Source organism: Agilicoccus flavus (assembly GCF_014857905.1).
Taxonomy (GTDB): domain Bacteria; phylum Actinomycetota; class Actinomycetes; order Actinomycetales; family Dermatophilaceae; genus Agilicoccus; species Agilicoccus flavus.
The window spans coordinates 47,909-72,945 of the sequence record NZ_JACYXE010000008.1 but is presented as its reverse complement, the minus strand read 5'-3'; the positions used below and the strand labels follow the sequence as shown (position 1 = coordinate 72,945).

Genomic DNA, 25,037 nt, shown 5'->3' with positions numbered 1-25,037 from the left:
TCGCGTCGGTCGCGGTGCACGTCCCCGCACGCGGGCGCAGGGCGACCGCGGACGCTCGGACGCGGTCGGCCGTCACGCGCGCACTCCCCCGCGGGTGCGACGCGTCACGGGGACTCGCCCGGGCGGGCGGTTCAGCTCACGCGGTAGAGCCAGCGGGTGGGCTGGCCGTCGCCGGCGTGGCGGAAGGGGTCGAGCTCGAGGTCCCACGCGGTGCCGAGGGCGACGTCGAGCTCCCGGCGCAGTGCGCTGTGGTCGCCGGCCCGCAGGGCGGCGCGGATCCGGTCCTCGTTGAGGACGGCGTCGCCGTTCGCGGACGTCCACGTGTGGTGGATGCCGAGGGCGGGCGTGTGGCTCCAGCGGGACCCGTCGGATCCGGGGCTGGCCTCCTCGGTGACCTCGTAGCGGAGGCTGTCCCATCCGCGCATGGCGCTGGCGATGCGGGCGCCCGTGCCGGGCTCGCCCACCCAGGCGACCTCGGTGCGCACGAAGGATCTCCCGAGCGGCTGAGGGGTCCACTCGAGACGTACCCCCTCGCCGAGGACGCTCTCGAGCGCCCACCCGATGTGGGGGCACAGCGCCGCCGGGGCCGAGTGAATGAACACCACCCCGCGGGTCATGACGGTCGACGACACGACGGACATCCGGGCCTCCTGTGTGTGAGGGACGTCTTCCCCAACGACCTCACGCGGATGACCGAGCCGATCGTGCGCCTGCGACGCGCCGATGCTGTGATCTGTGTCGATCTCTTCGGTTGTGCGGGCCGGCCCCGGACGCATCCGCCCTTCCCGGAGCGGACGCGCGAGTTGCCTTGCCTTCTCGTCATTCTGCCCCACCGACGCCGCCCGGCCAAGCCCACGCGACGAACGGATGTCGACAAGTTCGCAGCTCGTGGGCGTGGAAAGCTGGACAACCGATCAAGACGTACGGTTGACTTGGTCCTGTCGCCGCCGCCGGTGCAGGGAACATCGGCCGCGGACATCGAGTGCCTCGGCGCTCGAGGTCGCACCGTCGTGGGGGCGGAGAACCGTGGCGACACCGCAGGACACACGCTTCGACCAGGGGGGAACCACCATGAACGAGATCACCGCACCGGCGCCCGGCATGCAGAGCGCGATGGCCATCCTCACGGCCCGGCTCCAGAGCATGGACGGGGGCTGCACCGTCAACGAGTACGTCGACGTCCTGCGCGACGAGATGGAGGGCCAGGACCCGATCATCCTCACCTCCGCGATGGCCAGCCTGGCCTCCGCGCTGCTCGCGATCGCCTCGGGTGGCACGAAGATCCCGCCGTACGAGCTGCTGTCGACCATCGGTCTGACGCTCGCCGACGCCTGACCTCCCCGGGCGAGCCGTGAGTGCAGTCGGCGGGCCGGTTAGTCTGTGCGCTGCGGGCCAGTAGCTCAGCCGGTCAGAGCAGCGGACTCATAATCCGTCGGTCGTGGGTTCAAGCCCCACCTGGCCCACCGCTATAGACACGGTCACCGACACGACGAAGGCCCCGACCGTGCGGTCGGGGCCTTCGCGGTGGCTCCCCCGGTTGGACTCGAACCAACAACCCTCCGGTTAACAGCCGAATGCTCTGCCAGTTGAGCTACAGGGGAATGCTGCCTGAGGAAGATTAGCAAACTTCGGCAGCCGGGCGAAATCGCGGTCGGCGGGGCTGACCTGGTCAATCGTCCACGCGCACGCGCGCGTTCGCCCACGCCGCGTCGCCGGCCCAGGGGCGGCGTCGGCGGCGTCCGTCACCGGCCCGTCAGCGCAGGCCCGCGGACTCGGCGAGCTCGGCGAGGACCTCCCCGCACAGGGCGGCCACCTGCGGGTCGCCGCGGCGCACCCCGCGGGCCGGCACGATCTGCTCGACGAGCGAGGAGTCCGACAGGTCGCGCCGGATCGCGACGCGGCCGACCTCGGCGTCGTCGAGGACGACGACGGCGTCGACGAGGACGCTCGCCGCGACCCGCTCGTAGAACACGGCGGAGAAGCGGTCCCCGCCCGGTCCGAGGGTCCACTGGGCCGCGCGGCCGCCGTCGACCCACGTCACCGAGATCGTCCCGGTCACCGGCTCCCAGGCGCCCGCGAGGACGTCGAGCCACGGCCGGGAGAGGCGCACGGTCGCGCCGTCGGAGCCGCCGGGGTCGAGGACCCACACGCGCGTCGTCCCGGCGACGAGGAGCCCGCCACGGTAGGTCTCGGTCGTCACCGCGAGGGGGCGCTCCCCCGGGCGCTCGCGGCGGAGGACGTCGCGGGCGAGGGAGGCCTCGGGCCGCCGGCGGGAGAAGAGGCCCATCAGCTCACCCGCGCCCGCAGGCCGGCGAGGTCGCGTTGCAGGGCGGTGAGTTCGACGGCGATGCCGTGCGCCCGGGCCGGGTCGTCGCCCTCGGCGCGGCGCAGGGCCCCGGTGGCGTCGGCGATCCGCCGCTTGAGCGCGTTCTCGCGCATCCGGACGACGAGCGAGTCGACGTACCGCTCGTCGGGCTGCATCGTCGTCGGGTCGACCCGCGCCTTGACGGGGGCCACCGCGAGATGGCTGACGAGCCGGGACGCGCGGGGCCCGGCGGCGGCGTCGAGGGCGTCGACCCAGGCCGCCGACGACACGGTCTCGTGCCGGCCCCACTGGGTGAGGACCGCGTGCATGACGGCGTGGTGGCCGGGGTCACTCAGGGTCATGGCCGCGAGGGCCGCCGCGTCGGCGTCGGCCACCGCCCGCGGGTGCTGCACGAGCACCTGCAGCAACTGGTGCTCGAGGTCGACCTCGGGGTCGCGCAGGTTCGGGAATCCGAACGGCACGGTCTCCGGGTCGACGGGTGCGGCCTGCGGTGCCCCGGGTTCGGCGACCGGAGGCGCGGCGGGCGCGACCGGCGCCGCGTGGCCCGGGCGTCGTTCGGCGTCCGCGGCGCGCGCGACCTCGCGGGCCACCTGCTCGACCTCGACGCCGATCCATCCCGAGACCGTGCGCGTGTACTCGGGGCGCAGCGAGCGATCGCGGATGTCGGCGATGATCGGGGCCACGGCCCGCATCGCCTGCACGCGCCCCTCGGCGTGGTCGAGGTCGTAGGCGGCGAGCGTCGTCCGGACGGCGAACTCGAACATGGGCACGGCCTGTTCGACGAGCAGGCGCACGGCCCCGTCACCCGACCGGATCCGCAGGTCGCACGGGTCCTGCCCGGAGTCGGCCACGGCGACGTAGCTCTGCGAGGCCCAGCGCTGGTCGAGCGAGAAGGCCCGCATGGCGGCCTTCTGCCCGGCGGCGTCTCCGTCGAAGGTGAAGATCGTGCGCGCGGGGGCCGACTGGGCGTCGTCGCGCAGGAGACGACGCAGCGTGGCGACGTGGTCGGTCCCGAACGACGTCCCGCACGTCGCGACCGCCGACTCGACGCCGGCGAGGTGGCACGCCATGACGTCGGTGTAGCCCTCGACGACGACGGCCCGCCGGGTCGTCGAGATCGCCTTCTTCGCGAGGTCGAGGCCGTAGAGCACGGAGGTCTTCTTGTAGATGGGCGTCTCGGAGGTGTTGAGGTACTTCGCCTCGATGCGGTCGTCGTCGAAGAGGCGACGCGCCCCGAACCCGACCGTGGCGCCGGTGAGGTCGCGGATCGGCCACACGAGCCGGCCGCGGAAGCGGTCGTAGAGACCGCGGCCGCCGCGCCCCACGAGCCCGGCGAGGACGAGCTCCTCGTCGGTGAACCCCTTGCCCCGCAGCTCGGCGGCGAGCGCCTCACCGGAGCGGGGCGCGAAGCCGACGCCGAACCGTTCCGCGGCCGCGCGGTCGAAGCCGCGTTCGCGCAGGAAGTCACGGCCGGCGCGGCCCTGGGGGTCGGCGAGCAGCGCGGACCGGTAGTAGTCCTCTGCCGCCCGGTGCGCCTCGATGAGGCGGGCGCGCCGCCCGTGGGCGGCGTCGTCGCGGCCGCGCCCCTCCTCGTACGTGAGGGAGATGCCGAAGCGGTCGGCGAGCTGCTCGACGGCCTCCACGAAGGTGACGTGGTCGATCTTCATGACGAACGAGATGACGTCGCCGCCCTCGTCGCACCCGAAGCAGTGCCAGTGCCCCTGAGCGGGACGCACGTTGAACGAGGCGGTCTTCTCGTCGTGGAACGGGCACAGGCCCTTGAGGCGCCCGACGCCGGCCCGCGTCAGCGTCACGTGCTGGCGCACCACCTCGTCGATGAGCGCGCGCTCCTTGACGAGGGCGACGTCGTCGTCGCGGATGCGTCCGCCCCGTGAAGCCTGCACGCCCACCTCCCATGTCCCGCGCGGCCCCAGTCTATCGACGGGCGGTCACCCGGCCCGGGCGAGGCGGCCGGTCCGGGTACGCGTGGCGGCGCGGACCCGCTGTGCGCCCACCCTCAGGTGCACCAGCGGCGATGGAGGGTGAGCGCGCGCACGTCGGACAGCGACGCGACCTGGTCGAGGACCACCCGGCGGCGCGCCGCGTCGTCGCCGGCCGCCTGCGCCGCGGCGAGGTCGGCGGCCAGGGGCACGTCGAGCCGCTCGGGCCGGGCGAGGAAGGCCGCGACGAGATCGGCGACGACGCCGCGCTCGCGCTCCATGAGGTCGACCCGGTCCGGGCTGCGCATGACGAAATGAGCGGCGAGCGCCTTGAGCACCGCGCATTCGGCGCGCGCCTCCGCGGGGACGACCACGTCGGCGTCGTACCGGGTGTGCGGGCCGGGCCCGAACGCGGCGAGGGTCGCCTGCTCGGCGGCGAGGACGAAGCGCCCGATGAGCCGGCTCGTCATGTCCTTGAGCGCCGCGAGGCCGGCCCGGGAGTGGTCGAACCGTTCGACGACGTCGCCGGTGGCGCGCAGTCGGTCGACCGCCGCCACGAGGAGCGCGTCGTCCAGGTCCGGCTCGTACCACTCGCGCACGACGTCGAAGACGGGCCGCAGGTCGGTGCGCGAGCCGAGGACGCGCAGGTCGAGGCGACCGCCCGCCACGGCGTCCTCCACGTCGTGGACGCAGTAGGCGACGTCGTCGGCCCAGTCCATCACCTGCGCCTCGACGCAGCGCCGCCTCTGCGGCGCCCCCGTCCGCAGCCACGCGAACGCGTCGGCGTCGTCGGCGTACACCCCGAACTTGGCCGTGCGCACCGGCCCGTCGCCGCGGAACCACGGGTACTTCGTCGCCGCGTCGAGGCTGGCCCGGGTGAGGTTGAGCCCCGCCGACCGGCCGTCGGGGTGGGCGCGCTTGGGTTCGAGCCGCGTGAGGATGCGCAGCGTCTGCGCGTTGCCCTCGAACCCGCCGATGTCGGCCGCGACCGCCGCGAGGGCCGCCTCCCCGTTGTGGCCGAACGGTGGGTGGCCGAGGTCGTGGGCGAGGCAGGCGGTGTCGACGACGTCGGCGGAACAGCCGAGCGCGCGGGCGAACTCGCGCCCGATCTGGGCGACCTCGAGGGAGTGGGTGAGCCGGTTCCGGACGAAGTCGTCGGTGTCGGGCTGGACCACCTGGGTGGTCGCCGACAGCCGCCGGAGCGCGGCGGAGTGGACGAGCCGCGCCCGGTCCCGGGCGAAGTCGTCGCGGTCGGCCCGCTTGAGCGCGGGGTCCTCGGCGACCCAGCGCGCGCGGTCGTCGACGGAGTAGGCACCCACGCGAGAACTCTAGGATGGGGTGGTCGTCCCGGTGGCAACGAGGCCGCGCGAGAGACGCCCGTCGGAGATCACCGTGCCGGCGGGGCCCGGGCCGGTGAGCCCCGGGTGCGCGGCCGCCCCTCGTGGACGGCGCGAGGACCCCTCCACCCTCCAACCCGTAAGGTCGAGTCATGCACCGCCACCCCCTCATCTCGGCGGCCGAGCTGGCCGCGCGTCTGCGCGGCGGGCCGAGTCAGGCGCCCCTCCTGCTGGACGTGCGCTGGCAGCTCGGCTCCGGCGACGGCTACGACGCCTACCTGCAGGGACACCTGCCAGGGGCCGTCTTCGTGGACCTGGAGCGCGACCTGTCGGGCGAGCCCGGCGAGGACGGCGAAGGTGGCCGCCACCCCATGCCCAGCGTCGACGACTTCGAGCTCGACATGGCCGAGTGCGGTGTCGACAACGAGCGCCTCGTCGTCGTCTACGACGACTACGACTCGATCGCCGCCGCCCGCTGCTGGTGGCTCCTGCGCCACTTCGGCAAGTACGACGTCGTCGTCCTCGACGGCGGCCTGAGGGCCTGGAAGGCCGAGCGGCTGCCCGTCGAGTCGGGCGTGCGGCTCGTCGAGGAGGGCGACTTCTCGATCCGCCGGTCCCGCATCTCCGCCCTCGACGCCGACCAGGCCCTCCTCTACGCCCGCGAGGGGCTCTTGCTCGACGCGCGCCCGTCCGACCGCTTCGAGGGCCGCAACGAGACCGTCGACCGCGTCGCGGGTCACATCCCCGGCGCCGTCAACGTGCCCGCCCGCTCCCTCGTCGCCGGCGACGGGACGATGCTCGAGCCGGCCCACCTGCGCCGCGTCCTCGGCGAGGTCGGCGTCGACGGTGAGCGCCCGGTCGCCGCGTACTGCGGATCCGGCGTCCAGGCGTCGTTCCTCGCCCTCGCGATCTGCGCGGCGGGCCTCGGGTGCGAGATCCCCGTCTACGTCGGCTCGTGGTCCGACTGGATCACCGACGCCTCCCGCCCGACCGGATCCGATCACACCTCCGGGGTGCGCTGACCTCGGGTGTGCTCCCGGGGCGGCGTCCCTCAGCCGCCGGAGACCGAGACCTCCGCGGCCGCGACGAGCGCCGCCGAGGCCCCCGTGAGGTCCCGCGACTCGAGCCAGCCCTCCGGGAGCGCCACCCGCCGCGGCGAGCCGGCGCGGCCGCGTTGCCCTTCCGCCGCGTCACCCGGCCACGGCTGGATGGGGTCGAGGCCAGCGAGCAGCTCGTCGAGCGAGTCGAGGTCCTCGACGAGGGCCAGCCGGTGCCGGATGTCGTGCCCGGCGGGAAAACCCTTGAGGTACCAGGCGATGTGCTTGCGGATGTCGCGGCACGCCTTGTTCTCGTCCCCGTAGAACTCGGCGAGGTACACGGTGTGGCGGCGCATCGTGGCCGCGACCGTGCCCAGGTCGGGGCGGACCCGCGCGTCGCTGCCGGCGAAGGCGGCCGCGAGGTCGGCGAACAGCCACGGCCGCCCGAGGCAGCCGCGCCCGACGACGACCCCGTCGCACCCCGTCCGGGCCACCATGTCGAGGGCGTCCTCCGCGGACCAGATGTCACCGTTGCCGAGCACGGGGATGCTGCTCACCGCCTCCTTGAGCCGCGCGATCGCATCCCAATCCGCGCGGCCGGAGTACGCCTGGCTCGCCGTGCGGGCGTGCAGCGCCACCGCCGAGGCCCCCTCGGCCTCGGCGATGCGACCGGCCTCGAGGTAGGTGACGTGGTCCTCGTCGATGCCGACGCGCATCTTCACGGTGACGGGGACGCCGCTCGGGGCGGCGGCCCCGACGGCCGCCGCGACGATGTCGCGGAACAGGCCCGTCTTCCACGGCAGGGCCGCTCCCCCGCCCTTGCGGGTCACCTTGGGAACGGGACACCCGAAGTTGAGGTCGATGTGGTCGGCGCGGTCCTCGGTGACGAGCAGCCGGGCCGCGGCTCCCACGGTCGCCGGGTCGACGCCGTACAGCTGCACCGACCGGGTCGGCTCGTCGGCGTCGTGCTCGATGAGCCGCATCGTCTCGGCGTTGCGCTCGACGAGCGCCCGCGACGTGATCATCTCGCTGACGTACAGGCACGACGCGGCGCCGCCCGCGGCCGCGTCGAACTCGCGGCACAACCGGCGGAAGGCGCGGTTCGTGATCCCCGCCATGGGCGCGAGGACGACGGGCGCGGCGATGCGGTGCGGCCCCAGGGACAGGCCCGGAAGGGTGGAGAGAACGCTCATGGTCTCCCCATCATCCCAGCCGCCCGGCGTGCTCCGGCCCCGGCCGGGGCCCCGCCGCTCCGCGGCCGAGGGGCCGGCCGGCCGCACCGGGTGGGCGTGCGGCAGGGGCCTACCTCGTGGCGACCTCGAGGGCGACGACGGCCACCGGTGCGACGAGGCCACCCACGTATCGTGGGGACGTGCCCGAACCGACCCTCCCGCCCACGCCCCCGCACCCCGTCCACGACGCCGCCGCCCCCGCATCCGAGGGGGCGGTCGACCCGCGCGACACGGCGACCCCCGCCGGACCCACGCAGCCCGCGTGCGCCTGCTGCGCACACGGCGCGGAGGCCGCGCCCGGCGTGCCCGGTGCGCCGGCCACCCCCGCGACCCGCGGGCCCGCCTGGCTGCCGGCGGCGGTCGTCGTCACGCTCCTCGTCGTCGGGCTGCTGCTCGGCGGGCCCGTGGGCGCCGTCGTGGCGGGGCTCGGCGCGGTCGCGCTCACGGTCGTGACCGCCCTCGCGTGGCGCCGCGCCGAGCCCGGCGAACGCCTCATGCGCCTCGCCGTCCTCGTGCTCGTCGTCGGGCTCTGCCTCGTGCGGTTCGTCCCTCGCTGAGCGGTGAGCGGGAGCCGTCCGCCGAGCACGTGAGCGCGCCGGCCGCACCCCTCGATGAGGTGCTACGGGGTGCTACGAAACTGAAGTGAAGACCATCAGCCAGCGCGAACTGCGCAACGACAACGCGACGATCGTGGCGGGTGTCGAGAGCGGCGAGGTCTACACCGTGACGCGGCGCGGGGTTCCGGTGGGCAGACTCGGCCCCGTCGACGCCGAGGCGGACCTGCGCTGCGCCAGACCCGCGAGATCACGTCCCGTGTTCGCGTCCCTCCCGCGGGTCACGAGCGAGGTCTCGACCGAGGAGATCCTCGCGGACCTGCGCGGCGACCGGTGAGTCGCTGGTACATCGACACCTCGGCCGCAACGAAGCTCCTCGTCGACGAGGACGAATCGGCGGCACTCGCGGGCGAACTGGACGCCCGCCGACCCGACCTCGTGGCGAGCTACCTGCTCGAGACCGAGATCCGGCGGGTGGTGCATCGCGTCCCCACCCTGACGCACGAGTCGGCCAGCAGACTCCTCGACAGCGTCGGACTGTACGAGTGCCCGCCGTCCCTCTTCCGCGAAACCGGCCTTCTGCCCGGGCCCGGGCTGCCGTCCCTCGATCCTCTCCACCTCGCGACGGCCGTTCGCGTCGGGGTGGACGCCGTCCTGGCGTACGACCGGAGGATGGGCGAGGCGGCTCGCGCGCTCGGCCTGACCGTCGTGGCCCCCGGTGCATCGGACCCGACCGTCGCCTCGCGCTGATCGCCCCCCGACAGGCCTGTCGAGGCCGGCCCCGTCAGTCGTTGCCGAACTCCATCGCGGCGCGGTCCAGCGCCTCCTCGTCGTCGTCGATGCCCGCGGTCGACGAGGCGATCGCCGCAGCGCCGCCCGGGGCGAGGTCGCCCACGAGGTTCGTGCTCGCGATGCCGTGCGACGGGGCGCCGGCGGCCCCGCCGAGCAGGCCGATCCCGGCGTACTGCTCCAGGCGGCTGCGCGAGTCGGCGATGTCGAGGTTGCGCATGGTGAGCTGGCCGATGCGGTCGGTGGGGCCGAAGACGGCGTTCGCGGTGCGCTCCATCGACAGCTTGTCGGGGTGGTAGCTGAAGTTCTCGCCCTGGGTGTCGACGATCGTCCAGTCCTCACCGCGGCGCAGGCGCAGGGCGACCGAGCCGGTGACGGCCGAGCTGACCCACCGCTGCAGCGCCTCGCGCAGCATGAGCGACTGCGGGTCGAGCCAGCGGCCCTCATACATGAGCCGGCCGAGGCGGCGGCCGTTGCCGTGGTAGCTCTCGAGGGTGTCCTCGTTGTGGATGGCGTTGACGAGCCGCTCGTAGGCGATGAACAGCAGCGCCATGCCGGGCGCCTCGTAGATGCCGCGGCTCTTGGCCTCGATGATCCGGTTCTCGATCTGGTCGGACATGCCCAGCCCGTGGCGGCCGCCGATCTCGTTGGCCTTGAGCACAAGGGCGACGGGGTCGTCGTACCGGACGCCGTCGACGGCCACCGGCCGCCCCTGCTCGAACGTGAGGGTGACGTCCTCGGTGGGCACGTCGACCTCGGGGTCCCAGAAGCGCACGCCCATGATCGGGTCGACGATCTCGATGCCCGTGTCGAGGTGCTCGAGACGCTTCGCCTCGTGGGTCGCGCCCCAGATGTTCGCGTCCGTCGAGTACGCCTTCTCGGTCGAATCCCGGTAGGGCAGGTCGCGCTCGGCGAGCCAGCGGCTCATCTCGGCGCGGCCGCCGAGCTCCTCGACGAAGTCGGCGTCGAGCCAGGGCTTGTAGATGCGCAGCGCGGGGTTGGTGAGCAGTCCGTAGCGGTAGAACCGCTCGATGTCGTTGCCCTTGAAGGTCGATCCGTCGCCCCAGATCTGGACGTCGTCCTCCATCATCGCGCGGATGAGCAGGGTGCCGGTGACGGCGCGACCCAGGGGCGTGGTGTTGAAGTACGTGCGGTTGCCCGAACGCAGGTGGAACGCGCCGCAGGCGAGGGCGACGAACCCCTCTTCGACGAGAGCGGCGCGGCAGTCGACGAGGCGGGCGAGCTCGGCGCCGTACGCCTGCGCCCGGCCTGGCACCGAGGCGATGTCGGGCTCGTCGTACTGGCCGATGTCGGCGGTGTACGTGCAGGGCGTGGCGCCCTTCTCGCGCATCCACGCCACCGCGACCGAGGTGTCGAGGCCGCCCGAGAAGGCGATGCCGACACGTTCACCGACGGGGATGCACGTCAAGACCTTGGACATGACCACAGATTATGCGTCGGACCGTATGTCTATGCAGTCGTCTCGGATCGTGGACAGCGCCGGGTCACGAATCGGCGGTGTCGACGGCCCCGCCGTAGCGCCGGTCCCGGCGGGCGTACGTCTCGATCGCGGACCAGAGGTGCCGGCGGTCGTAGTCGGGCCACAGCGTGTCCTGGAACACCATCTCCGCGTACGCGCTCTGCCAGAGCAGGAAGTTGCTCGTGCGCTGTTCGCCGGAGCTACGGACGAAGAGGTCGACGTCGGGCATGTCCGGCTCGGGCAGGTACCTGGCGAGGGTCTTCTCGTCGATCCCGCCCGGCCGCAACCGGCCCGCCGCAACCTGCTCGGCGATGGCCCGGGTGGCGTCCGCGATCTCGGCGCGGCCCCCGTAGTTGACGCAGAAGTACAGCGTCATCGCCCGGTTGTCCCGCGTCATCTCCTGCGCCGTCTCGAGCTCGGAGATGACGGACCGCCACAGCCGGGGCCGCCGCCCGACCCAGCGCATCCGCACCCCCCACGCGTGGAGCTGGTCGCGCCGGCGGCGGATGACGTCGCGGTTGAACCCCATGAGGAACCGGACCTCGTCCGGGCTGCGCTTCCAGTTCTCCGTCGAGAACGCGTAGGCCGACAGGTTCCCGACCCCGATCTCGAGCGCGCCGGCGACGACGTCGAGGAGCGCCGCCTCCCCCGCCTCGTGGCCCCGCGTCCGGGGCAGACCGCGCTGGTTGGCCCAGCGCCCGTTGCCGTCCATGACGACCGCGACGTGGTTCGGCACGAGCCCGGCGGGGAGCTGCGGTGGCGTCGCGCCGCTCGGGTGGGCGAACGGGGCGGCGTAGGTGCCGTGGGGCATGGTCAGGACCTTTCGACGAGGCGCAGGGACCGCACGCCCCGCTCGAGATGCCACTGGAGGAACGCGGCGACGAGGCCGCGCCCCTCGCGGCGGTGGACGGCCTCGCTCGCCTCGGCGCTGCTCCAGTCGCCCTCGAGGAGCGCGCCGAGCAGGGCGAGGGTGGCGAGGGCGGGGGCGGCCGAGCCGGGGGTGCGGCACGACGGGCACACGGCACCGCCCGCCGACACGTTGAACGCCTTGTGCGGCCCCGGCTCCCCGCAGCGGACGCAGTCCCGGAAGCTCGGCGCCCACCCGGCCACCGAGAGGGAGCGCAGCAGGAACGCGTCGAGGACGAGGCCCGCGTCGTGCTCCCGGCCGGCCAGGGCCGCGAGGCCGCCCGCGAGCAGGAAGAACTGGGCCCGGGAGGACTCGCGCGCCTCGACGAGCCGCTCCGCGGTCTCGAGCATCGCCGAGGCGGCCGTCCACGCGTCGTAGTCCCGGGCGATCGCCTCCCCGTAGGGGGCGAGCACCTCGACCTGGGTCACGGTGTCGAGGTTGCGCCCCTCGTAGAGCTGGGCGTCGACGACCATGCCCGGCTCGAGGCGCGCCCCGAACTTGCTCTTCGTCCGTCGCACCCCCTTCGCGACGGCGCGGACGAGCCCCCGTTCGCGGGCGAGGAGGGTGATGATGCGGTCCGCCTCGCCCAGCTTGTGCGTGCGCAGCACGATGGCGGCGTCGCGATAGAGGGGCACCGGCCCATTCTGCTACGCAGGTCCGACATCGCCTCGCCGGCGCCCCGGCGCCGCCCTACCGGGACGGGCGGCCCCACCCCGCGCCCGCGCTCTCCGGGCGCCGCGCGGAGGCCGGGCCGAGGTCGCGCCGCGGCCAGGCGCTGAACCGCCCGACGAGCGTGAGCATCGCCGGCACGAGGACCGTGCGCACGAGCAGGGCGTCGATGAGGATGCCCACGGCCATGGCGAAGGCGAGCTGGTGGAACGAGGCGAGCGGGATGACGGCGAGCATCCCGAAGCTCACGGCGAGCGCGAGCCCGGCCGTGGTGATGGCCCGCGACGTCTCGGGCATCGCGCGCACGATCGCCTCCCGCAGCGGGTGGTGGTGGGCCTCCTCCCATGTGCGGCCCACCCCGAAGATGTTGTAGTCCGACCCGAGGGACACGAGCAGGACCGACGCCGCGAAGGGGACGTAGAACACCAGGCCGTCCGCGCCGAGCACGTCGACGAACAGCCACGTCGTCAGCCCGAGGGACGCGGTCAGCGCCAGGCAACTGCTCAGCAGGAGGTAGACGGGCGCGACGAGCGCACGCAGGAAGCCGGCGAGGAGCACAAAGTTGACGAGCAGCCCGACGACGGCGATCCGCAGCAGGTCGCTCGCGGTGCCGGAGACGAGCCCCTCCGCGAGCGCGGTGTCGCCGGCGAAGCTCATCCGCGCGTCGCCGAAGCCGGCGCGGTCGGCGAGGCCCGGCAGCCGCTCCCGCAACTGCGCCAGGTGGGCGATCGCGCGGGCGTCGAGCGGCTCGGAGTCGAACACGAGCAGCAGCCGGGCGGCGTTCCCGTCCGGGGAGACGACGACGCCCTGGGCCGCCCGGTCCAGCGGGAGCTGGCCGGGGCCGATGACGGTGGCGACGCCCGGCTCGGCCGCGATCTCGCGCTGCAGCACCCGCAGGGCGTCGAGGCGTCGGCCGACGCCGTCGCCCTCGACGAGTACGGTCGTCGGCGAGGTCACCCCGGGCGCGAAGGCCTGGGCCGCCGCGGCGGAGGCCTCGCTGACCGTGTTCGTCGCCGGGAGCGAGCTCGTGAACCCCGCCGAGAGCTGGGCGCGGGCCAGGGGCAGCGAACAGGCGACGAGGGCGGCCACGCAGACGAGGGCGGCCAGGAACGCGGTCACGGGCCGCACGAGCAGCTGCGTGAGCCGGCGGATGAACCACGAGGGCGGGGCCGAGACGCGATCGGCGGGGTCGGCCGGGCGGGGGTGACCGGCCGGGCCCGCGACAGCGCGGCGGCGCCCCCGCGCGACGGCCCGGGGCCACATGAGCCTCCGTCCGAGGATCGCGATGAGCGCCGGCACGAGGGTGAGGGAGACGACGCAGCCCACGACGATCGTCGCCGCCATCGCCGGACCGAAGGCGCGGAAGAAGCCCGACTCGGCGACGACGAGCGAGAACGTGCCGGCGGCCACCGTGAGCCCCGCGGCCAGGACGATCGGGGTGTAGACGCCGACCGACTCGACGATGGCCTCCCGGACGTCGCCGCCGTGGCGGTCCAGGGCCGCCGTGAACCCCGTGGCGTAGAAGATCGTGTAGTCGGTGACCACCCCGAGCAGCAGCGCGACGACGACGGGCTTGAGCTCGGCCGGCGCCCCCACGCCCACGTGCTCCGAGAGGAACACGAGGAACCAGATCGTCGACACGACGGCGATCCCGGAGGCGAGCAGCGCGACGAGCGGGACGACCAGCGACCGGAACGCCAGCCCCACGAGCAGGAAGATGACGGCGACGGTGAGGGTCTCGACGAGGGGTAGGTGGGTGTCGAGCAGGTAGCTCTGCTGCGCCCGCGCGGGCACGGAGCCGGCGACCCCGACGACGTGGTCCTCCGGCCGCTCGAGCCGGTCCTGGGTGTACTGACGCGCGGCCGCGTGCTGTTGGCCGAAATCGCTCGTCGGGTCCATGAACATGTACGTGAGCACCGCCGTGCCCGTCTCCCCCTGCCCCTGGCCGAGGGGCACGGCGTTCGTCAGGGGGATCGCGCCGAGGACGGGCCAGGCCGGGGTGGTCTGGTTGAGCGCGAGGGCATCGAGGATCGACTCGGCCTGCACGAACGGGGACAGGCCGGCCGAGTCGTGCTGGACGACGACCGTGCGGCTCGAGAGAGGGAAGCCGAACCGTTCGACGGCGCGCAGTTCGGCCTCCGCCGCGGCGCTCTCCTCGGGGATGAGGCTGGCGGTCTCGTCCGGCGTCGAGAAGCTTGGCGGGTTCGCGATCAGCAGGCCGACGAGCACGCACCACAGCAGGACGATGGGCCACCGGCACGCGTGGACGACCCGGGCGTAGACGTGGGAGGGGCGGAGCGATCTGAGACGGGCGGGGGGACGGAGTGGGCGACGGGGCGCGCGTTCGGCGCCGCCGCCGGTGTCCGTGCCTGACGTCCTCGTGGCGGGACCTCCCCGGACGGGGGCCGTCGCGGCGGCCCGGCGCTCACGCCGTCGCGACCCGACGGCCGCATCAGGATATGGCCCACCGGGTGTCCCGCCGGCCCGGGTGGATCGACGGACCGTCCGGGTCGCACCGGTCCCCGGCGCCGCTAGCGTGGAGGCGCGGCGCGTCCGACTCCGGTGCGCCCCCGGCGAAAGGACCCCGCGATGCGCTCCTCCCCCGGCGGCCTGTTCGAGGCGGACCCCTCCCCGGCCCGGCGGCCACGCCGACGGGGTGCGCTCGTCGCGGGGCTGATCCTCGGCCTGCTCCTCGGCGCCGGCGGGCTCGTCGCGCTCGTGCGCACCGAGTGGGGGGCGGCGACGATCGCCCGCCCGGCCCCCGTCCCGACCGTCACGGCGACCCGGGCCCCGGACTCGTCCGACGGCGTCGCCGGGCCGGCGGGATCGACGTGGCCGGCGGCGTGCGCACGCGTCACCGAACACTCGACCGCGGTGCTCGCCCTCCTGCGGCAGGGCGCCGACGCCGCGTCCCGGCTCGACGCGGCGACCCTCAGCGGGATCGTCCGGCAGGCCGAGGAACGCAACGCCGCCCTCGCCGCGGACAGCGCGACGTGCCGGCAGCTCACGGGCGTGGGCTGAGCGGCGAACGGAGGCGAGCGTGCGAGCCGCAGTGAGCGCGACAGAAAACTCAGAGCGGCGAACGGAGGCGAGCGTGCGAGCCGCAGTGAGCGCAACAGAAAACTCAGAGCGGCGAACGAAGGCGAGCGTGCGAGCCGCAGTGAGCGCAACAGAAAACTCAGAGCGGCGAACGAAGGCGAGCGTGCGAGCCGCAGTGAGCGCGACAGAAAACTCAGAGCGGCGAACGGAGGCGAGCGTGCGAGCCGCAGTGAGCGCGACAGATTCTGAGGCCGACCGTCAGCGGCTGAGGTCCACGTCGGCGCCGGACAGGCGGACGCGGAAGCCGTCGTCGCCCACCGCCAGGCTGGACACCGTCAGACCGGGCGGGAGCCCTGGCACCGGCTCGCGGATCGTCGCCTGCGCGAGCACGAGCCGCTCGATCGGCCCGCTGACGAGGTCCGGCAGCGGCAGTCGCACGGAGACGGGCCGGACGACGATCGCGTCGCCGGCGGCCTCGACGGTCCCGACGCCGCTGACGTCGAACGACCGCCCCAGCACGGTGTAGACCCCTTGGATGCGGACGCGCCCGGAGCCGTCGTGGCCGAGGTCGACGTCCTGCCCGACCTGCCGCTCGACGGTGTCGAAGGGCACGGTGGCGTCGACGGCCACCTGCGTCGCCGAGATCTTGCCGCCGATCTTGCGGAATCCGCGCGTGACGAGGACGACGTCGCGCAGCTCCCCGGAGGAGGTGAGGATGCGGTCGGACGCGAGCTGCGTGCCCTGCGCCCACGCGTCGTCGCCGCCGAGCGACTCGATCGCGGGGGCGGCCGGCGACCCCGGCGGGGCCGCGGAGGGGCCGGCGCCGGGGCCCTGGGAGGCCGGGCGGCTCCCGGCGAAGAGCAGGCCGGCCGTCACGACGAGCACGAGCAGCGCGACGGCGCCGACGACGGCGAGGACCCTCTCGATGTGACGCATCCCTGCCAGTGTCCCATTGCCGACGGCCGCGTCCCGGGCGCGACTCGCTTCGCACACACGTTCGATGTCGCGCTATCCTCGGGGGATGATCGCGTTCCAGGGATCTCTGCTCGACACCGACGACGAGGTGCGCCTGCACCCCCTCGGCGACACGCCCCGGCGCACGCAGCTCGACCACGGCGCCTGGGTGGACCTGCGGCCCGGCTGGGTCGGCGGCAGCGACGGGCTGTTCACGCTGCTGCGCGACCGGGTCGACTGGACGGCCGAGCGGCGGCAGATGTACGACCGCGTCGTTGACGTCCCGCGCCTGCTGCGCTTCTACGGCGCCGACGAGCCGCTCCCCCACCCGATCCTCGGCCTCGCGCGGACCGCCCTGGGTGAACGGTACGGTCCCGAGCTCGGTGAGCCCTTCGCGACCGCCGGCCTGTGCTACTACCGGGACGGCCGCGACAGCGTCGCGTGGCACGGCGACCGGATCGGCCGCTCGCGCACCCAGGACACGATGGTCGCGATCGTCTCGCTCGGCGCCCCGCGCCCTCTGCTGCTGCGACCGCGGGGCGGGGGCCGGTCCCGGCGGTTCGTCCTCGGGCACGGCGACCTGTTCGTCATGGGCGGCTCGTGCCAGCGCACGTGGGACCACGCCGTCCCCAAGCTCGACGCCGGCGTCGGGCCGCGCATCAGCGTGCAGTTCCGGCCCCGCGGCGTGCGTTAGTGCGACTCCCCCGGCCTTGCCGGCCGGTCAGAGGCGAGCCCCGCGGGCGTGGGACGGCCCCCGTCGCCCGGGGCGGGCGGCGGGGGCCGGTGTGCGGGTCGGTCTCGCTCAGGGGCCGCCGCCGGGGCGGCTGATGACCTGCCCGCCCACGACGGCCGGCTCGCCGTCGCGGACGGCGCGGTTGACCGCCGAGAGGACGGCGGACATCGACGCCCGCACGATCGAGCTGTGCACGCCGACGCCCCACAGGACGCGGTCGCCGATGGCGCACTCGACGTAGGCGGCGGCGCGGGCGTCGCCGCCGGCCGAGAGGGCGTGCTCGGCGTAGTCGAGCACCCGGACGTCCACGCCCACGTGCGAGAGGGCGTCGACGAACGCGGCGATGGGCCCGTTGCCGCGGCCCTCGACCTCGACGGGGTACCCGGGCGCGGTGTGGTCGACGAGCGTCGCCCAGATGTGGTCCTTGCCGTCGGCGTCGCTCTCGGAGCGGGTGCTCACCGGCACGAACCTCCCCCAGGCCCGGTCACCGTCCCCGGTGCCGGGCAGGTACTCGTCGCTGAACACCTCCCACAGCGCCGCCGCCGAGAGCTCGCCGCCCTCGGCGTCGGTGCGCTTCTGCACGACCCCGGACAGCTCGATCTGCAGGCGCCGGGGCAGCTCCAGCTGGTGCTCGGTCCGCATGAGGTAGGCGACGCCGCCCTTGCCCGACTGGCTGTTGACGCGGACGACCGCCTCGTACGACCGGCCGAGGTCGTGCGGGTCCACGGGCAGGTAGGGCACGCCCCAGACGAGCTCGTCGACGGACCGGCCCGTCTCCTCGCTCTGCCGGGCCATGTCGTCGAAGCCCTTCTTGATCGCGTCCTGGTGGGACCCGGAGAAGGCCGTGAAGACGAGGTCGCCGCCGTACGGGTGACGTTCGGGCACGGCGAGCTGGTTGCAGTGCTCGACGGTGCGCCGGACGTGGTCGATGTCCGAGAAGTCGATCTGCGGGTCCACGCCCTGGGAGTAGAGGTTGAGCCCCAGGGTGACGAGGCACACGTTGCCGGTGCGTTCGCCGTTGCCGAACAGGCAGCCCTCGATGCGGTCGGCCCCGGCGAGGTAACCCAGCTCGGCGGCGGCGACCCCGGTCCCGCGGTCGTTGTGCGGGTGCAGGGACACGACCATCGAGTCGCGCCGGTCGAGGTGACGGCACATCCACTCGATCGAGTCGGCGTACACGTTCGGCGTCGCCATCTCGACCGTCGCCGGCAGGTTGACGATCATCGGCCGCTCCGGCGTGGGCTCGAACACCTCGGCGACCTCGTTGACGATCCGCGCCGCGAACTCCAGCTCGGTGCCCGTGTACGACTCCGGGGAGTATTCGTAGGTGATCTGCGTCCCGGGCAGGGTCTCCTCGAGCTTGCGGCACAGCCGCGCGCCCTGGAGCGCGATGTCGACGATGCCGTCCTGGTCCTTGTCGAACACCACGCGGCGCTGCAGCACCGATGTCGAGTTGTACAGGTGGACGATGGCCTGCCGGGAGCCCGCGATCGCGTCGTACGTGCGCTCGATGAGGTGGTCGCGCGCCTGCGTGAGCACCTGGATGGTCACGTCGTCGGGGATGTGACCGTCGTCGATGAGCTCGCGGCAGAAGTCGAAGTCGGTCTGGCTGGCCGACGGGAAGCCGACCTCGATCTCCTTGTAGCCCATCTGGACGAGCAGCTGAAACATCCGCAGCTTGCGCTCGCGGTTCATCGGGTCGATGAGGGCCTGGTTGCCGTCGCGCAGGTCGACGGCGCACCAGCGCGGGGCCGCGGTGATGGTCCGGTCCGGCCACGTGCGGTCGGGCAGGTGGACCGCGATCTGCTCCGAGTAGGGGAGGTACTTGCCGGTGGGCATGCCCGAGGGCTGCTGCCGGTTCGTCGTGTAGCGGTAGGGCGTGGTGGTGTCCGTCATGTCGATGCTCTGCTCTCGCGTTCGCGGGGAGGGATCAGACCGGGCGAAGCTGACTCCGCGGCGAGGGTGGCCTGACTAGCGGGCCCCGCCGCGGCGGAGGAGCAGGAGGCGCAGGAGACCGGCGCGCGTTGCGGACACCCCTGCACCGTAGCCGTCCGGGCGAAGCCGCGTCCATCCGGCCCCCGGCGGGTCGCCCGCTCGAGGTCGAACTGAACGGTCGTCTCAGGAGTGCCCGCCGGCGGCCGATGGGCAGGGCACACGCCCACACATGCCGGCACACGGGTCGGTGTGGGCGCGTCGCCCCGGTCCACGTTCGTCCAGAAAGAGGCGGATCCCATGACGATCAGAACCCACTCGCGAGCCCACCCCACGACCGACTGCGTCGGCATCGCCGGCCTGGTGATGGGCCTCCTGGCGGTGGCCGCCTGCGTGTTCCCGGCCGTCGGGATGCGCGGCATGCCCCTGGCCCTGCTCGCCATGGGCCTGTCCATCGCCGGGGTCGTCCGGGCCTTCCGCGGCACACCGGACGGGTCCGACGATCCGCGCTCCGCTCTCGCGGGCCTCATCCTGTCGTTCGTCGCGATCGGGGCGGCGGGCGTGTGGTTCACGCTGACCACGTCGGGGGTCGTCGGCGGCTGAACGCGCACCGTGTCGGTGGTCGGTGCTTGAGTGTTCCCATGACACGTCGCGCGGCCGGCGGACCGGCCACCCCATCCGGCAACTCCCCCGATCTCCTTGCCCCGCAACGCGACCGACGGCCCGATCCGGGTCGCCACGTGTGCGGCGTCGTCCCCCCGTTCCTCCTCGCCCGCCTCGCCGACCGCGCAGACGGCCGGGTGGCGCAGAGCGCCCGGCACACGCTGGCCGTGCAGCGCACGCTGCGGGTCCAGCGCGAGACGCGGGCCGGGCTCGGCCCCGCGGGACGCCGGGCCGGCGTCCCGGCGGCGGGTCCCGGCGACCGCGCGGGCTTCGTCCCCGAGCGCCTCCGGCGCCGCCCCGACGTGCGGCCGCTGCGCCGCCCGCCGGCCGATCTCGAGCCCGGTGAGCGCGCCGAGCGCGAAGGGGCGCGGGCGGCGGCGTCCCCGCACCGATCCGTCCACGACGCGGAGCACGGCAACGCCCTACCGGGGGTGCTGCGGCGCGCCGAGGGCGACCCGGTCCACGCCGACGAGTCCGTCAACGAGGCCTACGACGGGCTCGGGGCCACGTGGTCGCTGTTCCACGAGGTGTACGGGCGCGACTCCCTCGACGACGCCGGCCTGCCCCTCGTGGCCAGCGTCCACTTCGAGCGCGAGTACGAGAACGCCTTCTGGGACGGCGAGCAGATGGTGTTCGGTGACGGCGACGGCGAGATCTTCGGTTCCTTCACCGACTGCGTCGACGTCATCGGGCACGAGCTCGCGCACGGCTTCACCCAGTACACGACCGGCTTCGTCTACGTCGGCCAGTCGGGGGCGCTCAACGAGCACGTCTCCGACGTCTTCGGCGTCCTCACCCTGCAGCGCGCCCTCGGCCACGAGGCGCGGGAGGCCGACTGGCTCGTGGGCAAGGGCCTGTTCACCGACTCCGTGCGCGGCGACGCGCTGCGCTCGATGAAGGCCCCCGGGACCGCGTACGACGACCCGCGGCTCGGCAAGGACCCGCAGCCGGCGACGATGGCCGACTACGCCGACCTCCCCCACGACGAGGAGCACGACAACGGCGGGGTGCACATCAACTCCGGCATCCCCAACCACGCGTTCTATCTCGCCGCGGTCGAGCTGGGCGGGTCGGCGTGGGAGGGCGTCGGGCGGGTCTGGTACGACGTCATGACGGCCGGTCGCCTGCCGAAGGACGCCGACTTCCCCGGCTTCGCCCGCGCCACCCTCACGGCCGCCGACGCCCGCTTCGGTGCCGGCTCGGCGCAGGTCGAGGCCGTCGCCGGGGCGTGGGAGGAGGTCGGCGTGGCACCGGCCTGAGGCTGACCCGCCGGGGGTGCCGGGGATCGGGCCGGTCGCACGCCCGGACCCTTGGAGCTCGGGCCCTCAGAAGCCCAACCGGCGGAGCTGCTTGGGGTCGCGCTGCCAGTCCTTGGCCACCTTGACGTGCAGGTCGAGGTACACCCGGGAGCCGAGGATCTTCTCGATGCCGGCCCGGGCCTGCGTACCGACCTCCCGCAGGCGGGCGCCGCGGCGGCCGATGATGATCGCCTTCTGGCTGTCGCGCTCGACGAACACGTTGACCCGCACGTCGACGAGCGGGTCGCCCTCGGGGCGGTCCTCGCGGGGCACGACCTCCTCGACGACGACGGCGAGGCTGTGGGGCAGCTCGTCGCGCACGCCCTCGAGCGCGGCCTCCCGGACGAGCTCGGCGATCATGACGAGCTCCGGTTCGTCGGTGAGCACGTCGTCGGGGTAGAGCTGCGGCGAGGGCGGGAGGAACGAGACGAGGACGCGCCGCACGTCGTCGACCTGGGAACCCGACGCGGCCGAGCACGGCACGATCGCGTCCCAGTCGCCGAGCTGGTCGACGGCGATGAGGTGCTCCGCGAGCCTCGCCTTGTCGACGAGGTCGCTCTTGGTCGCGATCGCGACCACCGGGCGCCGCCGGGCCCGGCGCAGCTCGGCCAGCTCGTTCGCGATGTACGTGTCGCCCGGCCCCACGCGCTGGTCGGCGGGCAGGCAGAACCCGATGACGTCGACGTCGAGGAGCGTCTCGCGTACGAGGTCGTTGAGCCGCTGCCCGAGCAGCGTGCGCGGCCGGTGCAGGCCGGGGGTGTCCACGAGGATGAGTTGGCTGTCGTCGGCGGTGACGATGCCGCGGATGGTGTGCCGCGTCGTCTGCGGCTTGCTGGAGGTGATGGCGACCTTGTCCCCGACGAGGGCGTTGGTCAGTGTCGACTTTCCGGCGTTGGGCCGCCCGATGAGGCAGGCGAAGCCCGCGCGGTAGGTGGCCTGCGGCGCCGAGTCGTCGTCGGCGGCCGTCGAGTCCGTGGCGGCCGTCGAGTCCGTCGGGTCGAGGGAGTCCACGGAGGCGGCGGCGGAGGCCGGGCCGCCGGGTCCGACCTCGTCGTCCCGGTCCTCGTCGGGGCGCTCGGGGCGCTCGGGGGGTGCGGGGTGCGTCATCGGCGTCGCCTCTCGTCGTCGTGCCGGTCGTCGTTCGGGTCGGGCCGCTCGTCACGGGAACCGACGTCGGCGTCCGGCGCCGGCTCGTCGCGCTCGACGACCACGCTCGCGATGCGCCGCCGGCGTCCCGCCATCCGGTCGGCCGTGAGCACGAGGTGACCGATCCGGGCGGAGGAGCCGAGGATCGGGACCCGGCCGAGCTCCTTGCCGAGCAACCCTCCCACGGTGTCGACGTCGTCCTCGCTCAGGCCCAGCCCGAAGTGCTCGGCGAAGTCGTCGACGTGCATGGACGCGGGCACCCGTGTGCGGCGCTCGTCGAGGACCTCGACCCCGGGCGACTCCCGGTCGTGCTCGTCGGCGATCTCGCCGACGATCTCCTCGATGAGGTCCTCGATCGTCACGAGGCCGGCGGTCCCGCCGTACTCGTCGACGACGACCGCCATGTGGATCTGGTCGCGCTGCATCTCCCGCAGGAGGGCGTCGACCGGCTTGGACTCGGGCACGAAGGGGACCGGCCGCATTACCTCCTGCAGCGGGGCGGGGGCCGCCGCCGGGTCGGAGTGCAGCCGCTCGGCGACGTCCTTGAAGTAGACGAGGCCCACGGGGTCGTCGGCGTCCTCGCCGACCACGGGGACCCGCGAGAAGCCGCTGCGCACGAACAGCGACATCGCCTGGCGCAGCGTCTTGTCGTGGTCGATGGCGATCATGTCGGTGCGGGGCACCATGACCTCGCGGGTGACGGTGTCGCCGAGCTCGAAGACCGAGTGGATCATCGCCCGCTCCCCCGCCTCGATGACGAGGGAGTCGCTGGCGAGGTCGACGAGTTCGCGCAGGTCGGCCTCGGTCTCGAAGGGCCCGTCGCGGTACCCGCGCCCGGGCGTCACCGCGTTGCCCACGGCGACGAGCAGCCGGGCGAACGGCCCGAGCAGCCGCCGCAGCCACACGACGGGCCCGGCGCTCGCGAGGGCGATGTCCACGCTGTGCTGCCTCCCGAGGGTGCGGGGGCTGACCCCCACGATGACGAACGAGACGACGGCCATGACGCCGATCGCGACGAGGAGGACCTCCCACGTCCGGTCCACCAGCTCGGCGACGGTGATCGTCACGAGGACGGCGGCGCTCGTCTCGAGGACGATGCGCACGAACGTCGTCACCGACAGGTAGCCGGCGCTGTCGGAGAGGACGAGCTCGAGCGTGGTCGCGCCGCGCCGTCCCTGGGCGGCCAGCTCGGCGGCCGTGGAGCGACTCACCCGGGACAGGGCGGCCTCGGCCGCGGCGAGACCGAACGCGAGGACGAGGCAGGCGAGGACGCCGACGACGAAGCCGGGGGTCATCGGGGTGGGGTCACCCGCGGGGGCGTCCGGCGAGGAAGGTGAGGAGCAGCGTGCGTTGCAGCTCGAACATCTCCTTCTCCTCGTCGGGCTCGGCGTGGTCGTAGCCGAGCAGGTGCAGGATGCCGTGGGTCGTCAGGAGCAGGAGCTCCTCGGCGAGCGTGTGCCCGGCCTCCCGCGCCTGGCGCTGGGCGACGCTCGGGCACAGGACGACGTCGCCGAGCACGCCCTCGGTGGGGGTCTGCCCGTCGCGGCCCGGCCGCAGCTCGTCCATGGGGAAGCTCATGACGTCGGTCGGCCCGGGCAGGTCCATCCACTGCACGTGGAGGACCTCCATGGCCCCCTCGTCGACGAGCTTGAGGCACAGCTCCGCCCGCGGATGCACCTTCATCTCGTCCATGACGTAGCGGGCGCAGTCGACGAGCTCACGCTCGTCGACGGACGTCTCGGACTCGTTGAGGACCTCGATGCTCACGAGCCGCTCCCCGATCGCTTCCGCTCGTCCCAGCGGCCGTAGGCGTCGACGATCGCGCCGACGAGGCGGTGCCGCACGACGTCGTCGCTGCTCAGGTGCGCGAAGTGGACGTCGTCGAGGCCGTCGAGGATGCGGGAGACGACCCGCAGACCCGACTCGGTGCCGCCGGGCAGATCGACCTGGGTGACGTCGCCGGTGACGACGATCTTGCTGCCGAAGCCGAGGCGGGTGAGGAACATCTTCATCTGCTCGGGCGAGGTGTTCTGCGCCTCGTCGAGGATGATGAACGCGTCGTTGAGGGTGCGCCCGCGCATGTACGCGAGGGGGGCGACCTCGATGGTCCCGGCCGCCATGAGCCGCGGGATCGAGTCGGGGTCGATCATGTCGTGGAGCGCGTCGTAGAGCGGGCGCAGGTACGGGTCGATCTTGTCGTTGAGGGTGCCCGGCAGGAACCCGAGCCGTTCCCCGGCCTCGACCGCGGGCCGGGTGAGGATGATTCGGTTGACCTCCTTGGCCTGCAGCGCGGCGACCGCCTTGGCCATGGCGAGGTACGTCTTGCCGGTGCCGGCGGGGCCGATGCCGAAGACGATGGTGTTCTCGTCGATCGCGTCGACGTAGCGCTTCTGCCCCAGCGTCTTGGCCCGGATGGTGCGCCCGCGGTTGCTGATGATGTTCGTCGTCAGGACGTCGGCGGGGCGCTCGCGCGTCCGGTCGCGCAGCATCGCGACGCTGCGTTCGACGGCGTCCCGGTTGAGGGGCTGACCGGCCCCGATGATGGCGATGAGCTCGTCGAGGAGCCGCTCGGCGAGGCCGAGGTCGGCCGCCGACCCCGTCATCGTCACCTCGTTGCCGCGCACGTGGATGTCGAGGGCCGGCAGGGCCCGTTCGATCGTGCGCAGGACCTCGTCGTGGGCGCCGAGCAACGCCACCATCGACACCTCGGGCGGGACGACGAGCGTGTGCTGCTCCGCCGGGCCGGAGGAGTCGGCCGCGGCCGCCGGGGCGCCGCCCGACACGCCGTCCAGGGCCGCCTCGACGGCGGCCGGCGTCGACGGGCCGGATCGGGAGGAACTGCGGCTGGTGGTGCCGCCCTGACGGCGACGCGAGGAAGGCTGAGTCATATCGCTGCCAGTCTACGGGTGGCCGCCCCGGCACACCGGGCGCCCGGGCGGGCCGCGCCGTCGAGATCCCTCCCCCGGCGCCGCTCGGCCGGGCGTGGCGGGCGACGCGTGCG

At 73.7% G+C, this 25,037-nt stretch carries 24 protein-coding genes and 2 tRNA genes; 10 read left to right on the top strand and 16 right to left on the bottom strand.

Going from position 1 to position 25,037, the window contains the following annotated elements; genetic code table 11:
• Window positions 1-131: 131 nt before the first annotated feature.
• Window positions 132-641: a DUF3145 domain-containing protein gene (locus ICW24_RS12680; RefSeq protein ID WP_226346083.1), complete on the bottom strand. Its 510-nt coding sequence runs from the start codon at window positions 639-641 to the stop codon at window positions 132-134.
• A gap of 430 nt (window positions 642-1,071) precedes the next feature.
• On the opposite strand from ICW24_RS12680, the gene ICW24_RS12675 reads away from it, so the two are divergent.
• Both ICW24_RS12675 and ICW24_RS12670 read left to right on the top strand, forming a co-directional pair.
• Window positions 1,072-1,335: a hypothetical protein gene (locus ICW24_RS12675; RefSeq protein ID WP_226346082.1), complete on the top strand. Its 264-nt coding sequence runs from the start codon at window positions 1,072-1,074 to the stop codon at window positions 1,333-1,335.
• 54 nt (window positions 1,336-1,389) lie between these two features.
• A tRNA-Ile gene (locus tag ICW24_RS12670) sits at window positions 1,390-1,463 on the top strand.
• Window positions 1,464-1,525: 62 nt separating this feature from the next.
• Here ICW24_RS12670 and ICW24_RS12665 read toward each other — a convergent pair.
• From ICW24_RS12665 to ICW24_RS12650, 4 genes are all read right to left on the bottom strand, one after another.
• Window positions 1,526-1,601, bottom strand: a tRNA-Asn gene (locus ICW24_RS12665).
• 152 nt (window positions 1,602-1,753) lie between these two features.
• The gene (locus ICW24_RS12660) at window positions 1,754-2,287 is read right to left on the bottom strand and encodes a hypothetical protein (RefSeq protein ID WP_226346081.1); all 534 of its coding nucleotides are present in this window, start codon (window positions 2,285-2,287) and stop codon (window positions 1,754-1,756) included.
• Window positions 2,287-4,230, bottom strand: coding sequence for a DNA primase (gene dnaG / locus ICW24_RS12655; protein WP_226346080.1), 1,944 nt, complete (start codon window positions 4,228-4,230; stop codon window positions 2,287-2,289). The genes ICW24_RS12660 and dnaG overlap by 1 nt, the downstream gene beginning before the upstream one ends.
• A 113-nt stretch (window positions 4,231-4,343) precedes the next feature.
• A complete protein-coding gene (locus tag ICW24_RS12650) occupies window positions 4,344-5,585 on the bottom strand; it encodes a deoxyguanosinetriphosphate triphosphohydrolase (RefSeq protein ID WP_226346079.1) in 1,242 nt (413 codons plus the stop codon).
• A gap of 170 nt (window positions 5,586-5,755) precedes the next feature.
• Here ICW24_RS12650 and ICW24_RS12645 point away from each other — a divergent pair, with 170 nt between their 5' ends.
• Entirely contained in the window at window positions 5,756-6,625 is an 870-nt protein-coding gene (locus ICW24_RS12645) for a sulfurtransferase (protein ID WP_226346078.1), read from the top strand.
• A gap of 29 nt (window positions 6,626-6,654) precedes the next feature.
• Here the strand turns inward: ICW24_RS12645 and dusB are convergent, their stop codons facing one another.
• Window positions 6,655-7,833, bottom strand: a complete 1,179-nt coding sequence (dusB, locus tag ICW24_RS12640; RefSeq protein WP_226346077.1) for a tRNA dihydrouridine synthase DusB — start codon at window positions 7,831-7,833, stop codon at window positions 6,655-6,657.
• A gap of 179 nt (window positions 7,834-8,012) precedes the next feature.
• Between dusB and ICW24_RS12635 the strand changes: the two genes are divergently transcribed.
• From ICW24_RS12635 to ICW24_RS12625, 3 genes are all read left to right on the top strand, one after another.
• Window positions 8,013-8,429, top strand: coding sequence for a hypothetical protein (locus ICW24_RS12635; RefSeq protein WP_226346076.1), 417 nt, complete (start codon window positions 8,013-8,015; stop codon window positions 8,427-8,429).
• An 85-nt stretch (window positions 8,430-8,514) separates the two neighbouring features.
• Window positions 8,515-8,763 (top strand): type II toxin-antitoxin system Phd/YefM family antitoxin, encoded by a 249-nt coding sequence (locus ICW24_RS12630; protein WP_226346075.1) that lies wholly within the window; start codon window positions 8,515-8,517, stop codon window positions 8,761-8,763.
• Window positions 8,760-9,176, top strand: a complete 417-nt coding sequence (locus ICW24_RS12625) for a type II toxin-antitoxin system VapC family toxin (RefSeq protein WP_226346074.1) — start codon at window positions 8,760-8,762, stop codon at window positions 9,174-9,176. The genes ICW24_RS12630 and ICW24_RS12625 overlap by 4 nt, the downstream gene beginning before the upstream one ends.
• A 34-nt stretch (window positions 9,177-9,210) precedes the next feature.
• Here ICW24_RS12625 and argG read toward each other — a convergent pair whose 3' ends face one another.
• The 4 genes from argG to ICW24_RS12605 all read right to left on the bottom strand — a co-directional run bounded on the left by argG (window position 9,211) and on the right by ICW24_RS12605 (window position 14,500).
• On the bottom strand, window positions 9,211-10,656 hold the full coding sequence (argG, locus tag ICW24_RS12620; protein WP_226346073.1) for an argininosuccinate synthase: 1,446 nt from the start codon (window positions 10,654-10,656) through the stop codon (window positions 9,211-9,213).
• A 64-nt stretch (window positions 10,657-10,720) separates the two neighbouring features.
• Complete coding sequence (locus ICW24_RS12615; RefSeq protein WP_226346072.1) at window positions 10,721-11,506, bottom strand: isoprenyl transferase; 786 nt, start codon at window positions 11,504-11,506, stop codon at window positions 10,721-10,723.
• Between the two features lie 2 nt (window positions 11,507-11,508).
• On the bottom strand, window positions 11,509-12,237 hold the full coding sequence (gene recO, locus ICW24_RS12610) for a DNA repair protein RecO (RefSeq protein WP_226346071.1): 729 nt from the start codon (window positions 12,235-12,237) through the stop codon (window positions 11,509-11,511).
• Between the two features lie 55 nt (window positions 12,238-12,292).
• Window positions 12,293-14,500: an MMPL family transporter gene (locus ICW24_RS12605; RefSeq protein ID WP_226346070.1), complete on the bottom strand. Its 2,208-nt coding sequence runs from the start codon at window positions 14,498-14,500 to the stop codon at window positions 12,293-12,295.
• A 360-nt stretch (window positions 14,501-14,860) separates the two neighbouring features.
• On the opposite strand from ICW24_RS12605, the gene ICW24_RS12600 reads away from it, so the two are divergent.
• On the top strand, window positions 14,861-15,292 hold the full coding sequence (locus tag ICW24_RS12600; RefSeq protein WP_226346069.1) for a hypothetical protein: 432 nt from the start codon (window positions 14,861-14,863) through the stop codon (window positions 15,290-15,292).
• Between the two features lie 276 nt (window positions 15,293-15,568).
• On the opposite strand, the gene ICW24_RS12595 is transcribed toward ICW24_RS12600, so the two are convergent.
• Window positions 15,569-16,246, bottom strand: a complete 678-nt coding sequence (locus ICW24_RS12595) for an LmeA family phospholipid-binding protein (RefSeq protein WP_226346068.1) — start codon at window positions 16,244-16,246, stop codon at window positions 15,569-15,571.
• An 85-nt stretch (window positions 16,247-16,331) separates the two neighbouring features.
• On the opposite strand from ICW24_RS12595, the gene ICW24_RS12590 reads away from it, so the two are divergent.
• Window positions 16,332-16,958, top strand: a complete 627-nt coding sequence (locus tag ICW24_RS12590; protein ID WP_226346067.1) for an alpha-ketoglutarate-dependent dioxygenase AlkB — start codon at window positions 16,332-16,334, stop codon at window positions 16,956-16,958.
• 108 nt (window positions 16,959-17,066) lie between these two features.
• Here ICW24_RS12590 and leuA read toward each other — a convergent pair whose 3' ends face one another.
• A complete protein-coding gene (gene leuA / locus ICW24_RS12585; protein WP_226346066.1) occupies window positions 17,067-18,893 on the bottom strand; it encodes a 2-isopropylmalate synthase in 1,827 nt (608 codons plus the stop codon).
• 336 nt (window positions 18,894-19,229) lie between these two features.
• Here leuA and ICW24_RS12580 point away from each other — a divergent pair, with 336 nt between their 5' ends.
• A complete protein-coding gene (locus ICW24_RS12580) occupies window positions 19,230-19,532 on the top strand; it encodes a hypothetical protein (protein ID WP_226346065.1) in 303 nt (100 codons plus the stop codon).
• Window positions 19,533-19,570: 38 nt separating this feature from the next.
• Window positions 19,571-20,851: a M4 family metallopeptidase gene (locus tag ICW24_RS12575; protein WP_226346064.1), complete on the top strand. Its 1,281-nt coding sequence runs from the start codon at window positions 19,571-19,573 to the stop codon at window positions 20,849-20,851.
• 66 nt (window positions 20,852-20,917) lie between these two features.
• Here ICW24_RS12575 and era read toward each other — a convergent pair whose 3' ends face one another.
• From era to ICW24_RS12555, 4 genes are read right to left on the bottom strand one after another with little or no spacing between them, the layout of a single operon-like run.
• On the bottom strand, window positions 20,918-21,997 hold the full coding sequence (era, locus tag ICW24_RS12570; RefSeq protein ID WP_226346063.1) for a GTPase Era: 1,080 nt from the start codon (window positions 21,995-21,997) through the stop codon (window positions 20,918-20,920).
• A complete protein-coding gene (locus ICW24_RS12565; RefSeq protein WP_226346062.1) occupies window positions 21,994-23,331 on the bottom strand; it encodes a hemolysin family protein in 1,338 nt (445 codons plus the stop codon). The genes era and ICW24_RS12565 overlap by 4 nt, the downstream gene beginning before the upstream one ends.
• Window positions 23,332-23,341: 10 nt before the next feature.
• Window positions 23,342-23,803 carry an rRNA maturation RNase YbeY gene (gene ybeY, locus ICW24_RS12560; protein WP_226346061.1) on the bottom strand — a complete coding sequence of 154 codons (462 nt, stop codon included), beginning with the start codon at window positions 23,801-23,803 and terminating at the stop codon, window positions 23,342-23,344.
• Window positions 23,800-24,924, bottom strand: a complete 1,125-nt coding sequence (locus ICW24_RS12555; protein WP_226346060.1) for a PhoH family protein — start codon at window positions 24,922-24,924, stop codon at window positions 23,800-23,802. Before ICW24_RS12555 ends, ybeY begins: the two co-directional genes overlap by 4 nt.
• Between the last annotated feature and the right edge of the window lie 113 nt (window positions 24,925-25,037).

Coding starts and splice junctions, on each gene's coding strand:
- ICW24_RS12680 (WP_226346083.1), bottom strand. CDS start 641: ATGTCCGTCGTGTCGTCGACCGTCATGACCCGCGGGGTGGTGTTCATT.
- ICW24_RS12675 (WP_226346082.1), top strand. CDS start 1,072: ATGAACGAGATCACCGCACCGGCGCCCGGCATGCAGAGCGCGATGGCC.
- ICW24_RS12660 (WP_226346081.1), bottom strand. CDS start 2,287: ATGGGCCTCTTCTCCCGCCGGCGGCCCGAGGCCTCCCTCGCCCGCGAC.
- ICW24_RS12645 (WP_226346078.1), top strand. CDS start 5,756: ATGCACCGCCACCCCCTCATCTCGGCGGCCGAGCTGGCCGCGCGTCTG.
- dusB (WP_226346077.1), bottom strand. CDS start 7,833: ATGAGCGTTCTCTCCACCCTTCCGGGCCTGTCCCTGGGGCCGCACCGC.
- argG (WP_226346073.1), bottom strand. CDS start 10,656: ATGTCCAAGGTCTTGACGTGCATCCCCGTCGGTGAACGTGTCGGCATC.
- ICW24_RS12615 (WP_226346072.1), bottom strand. CDS start 11,506: ATGCCCCACGGCACCTACGCCGCCCCGTTCGCCCACCCGAGCGGCGCG.
- ICW24_RS12600 (WP_226346069.1), top strand. CDS start 14,861: ATGCGCTCCTCCCCCGGCGGCCTGTTCGAGGCGGACCCCTCCCCGGCC.
- ICW24_RS12595 (WP_226346068.1), bottom strand. CDS start 16,246: ATGCGTCACATCGAGAGGGTCCTCGCCGTCGTCGGCGCCGTCGCGCTG.
- ICW24_RS12590 (WP_226346067.1), top strand. CDS start 16,332: ATGATCGCGTTCCAGGGATCTCTGCTCGACACCGACGACGAGGTGCGC.
- leuA (WP_226346066.1), bottom strand. CDS start 18,893: ATGACGGACACCACCACGCCCTACCGCTACACGACGAACCGGCAGCAG.
- ICW24_RS12580 (WP_226346065.1), top strand. CDS start 19,230: ATGACGATCAGAACCCACTCGCGAGCCCACCCCACGACCGACTGCGTC.
- ICW24_RS12575 (WP_226346064.1), top strand. CDS start 19,571: ATGACACGTCGCGCGGCCGGCGGACCGGCCACCCCATCCGGCAACTCC.
- era (WP_226346063.1), bottom strand. CDS start 21,997: ATGACGCACCCCGCACCCCCCGAGCGCCCCGAGCGCCCCGACGAGGAC.
- ICW24_RS12565 (WP_226346062.1), bottom strand. CDS start 23,331: ATGACCCCCGGCTTCGTCGTCGGCGTCCTCGCCTGCCTCGTCCTCGCG.
- ICW24_RS12555 (WP_226346060.1), bottom strand. CDS start 24,924: ATGACTCAGCCTTCCTCGCGTCGCCGTCAGGGCGGCACCACCAGCCGC.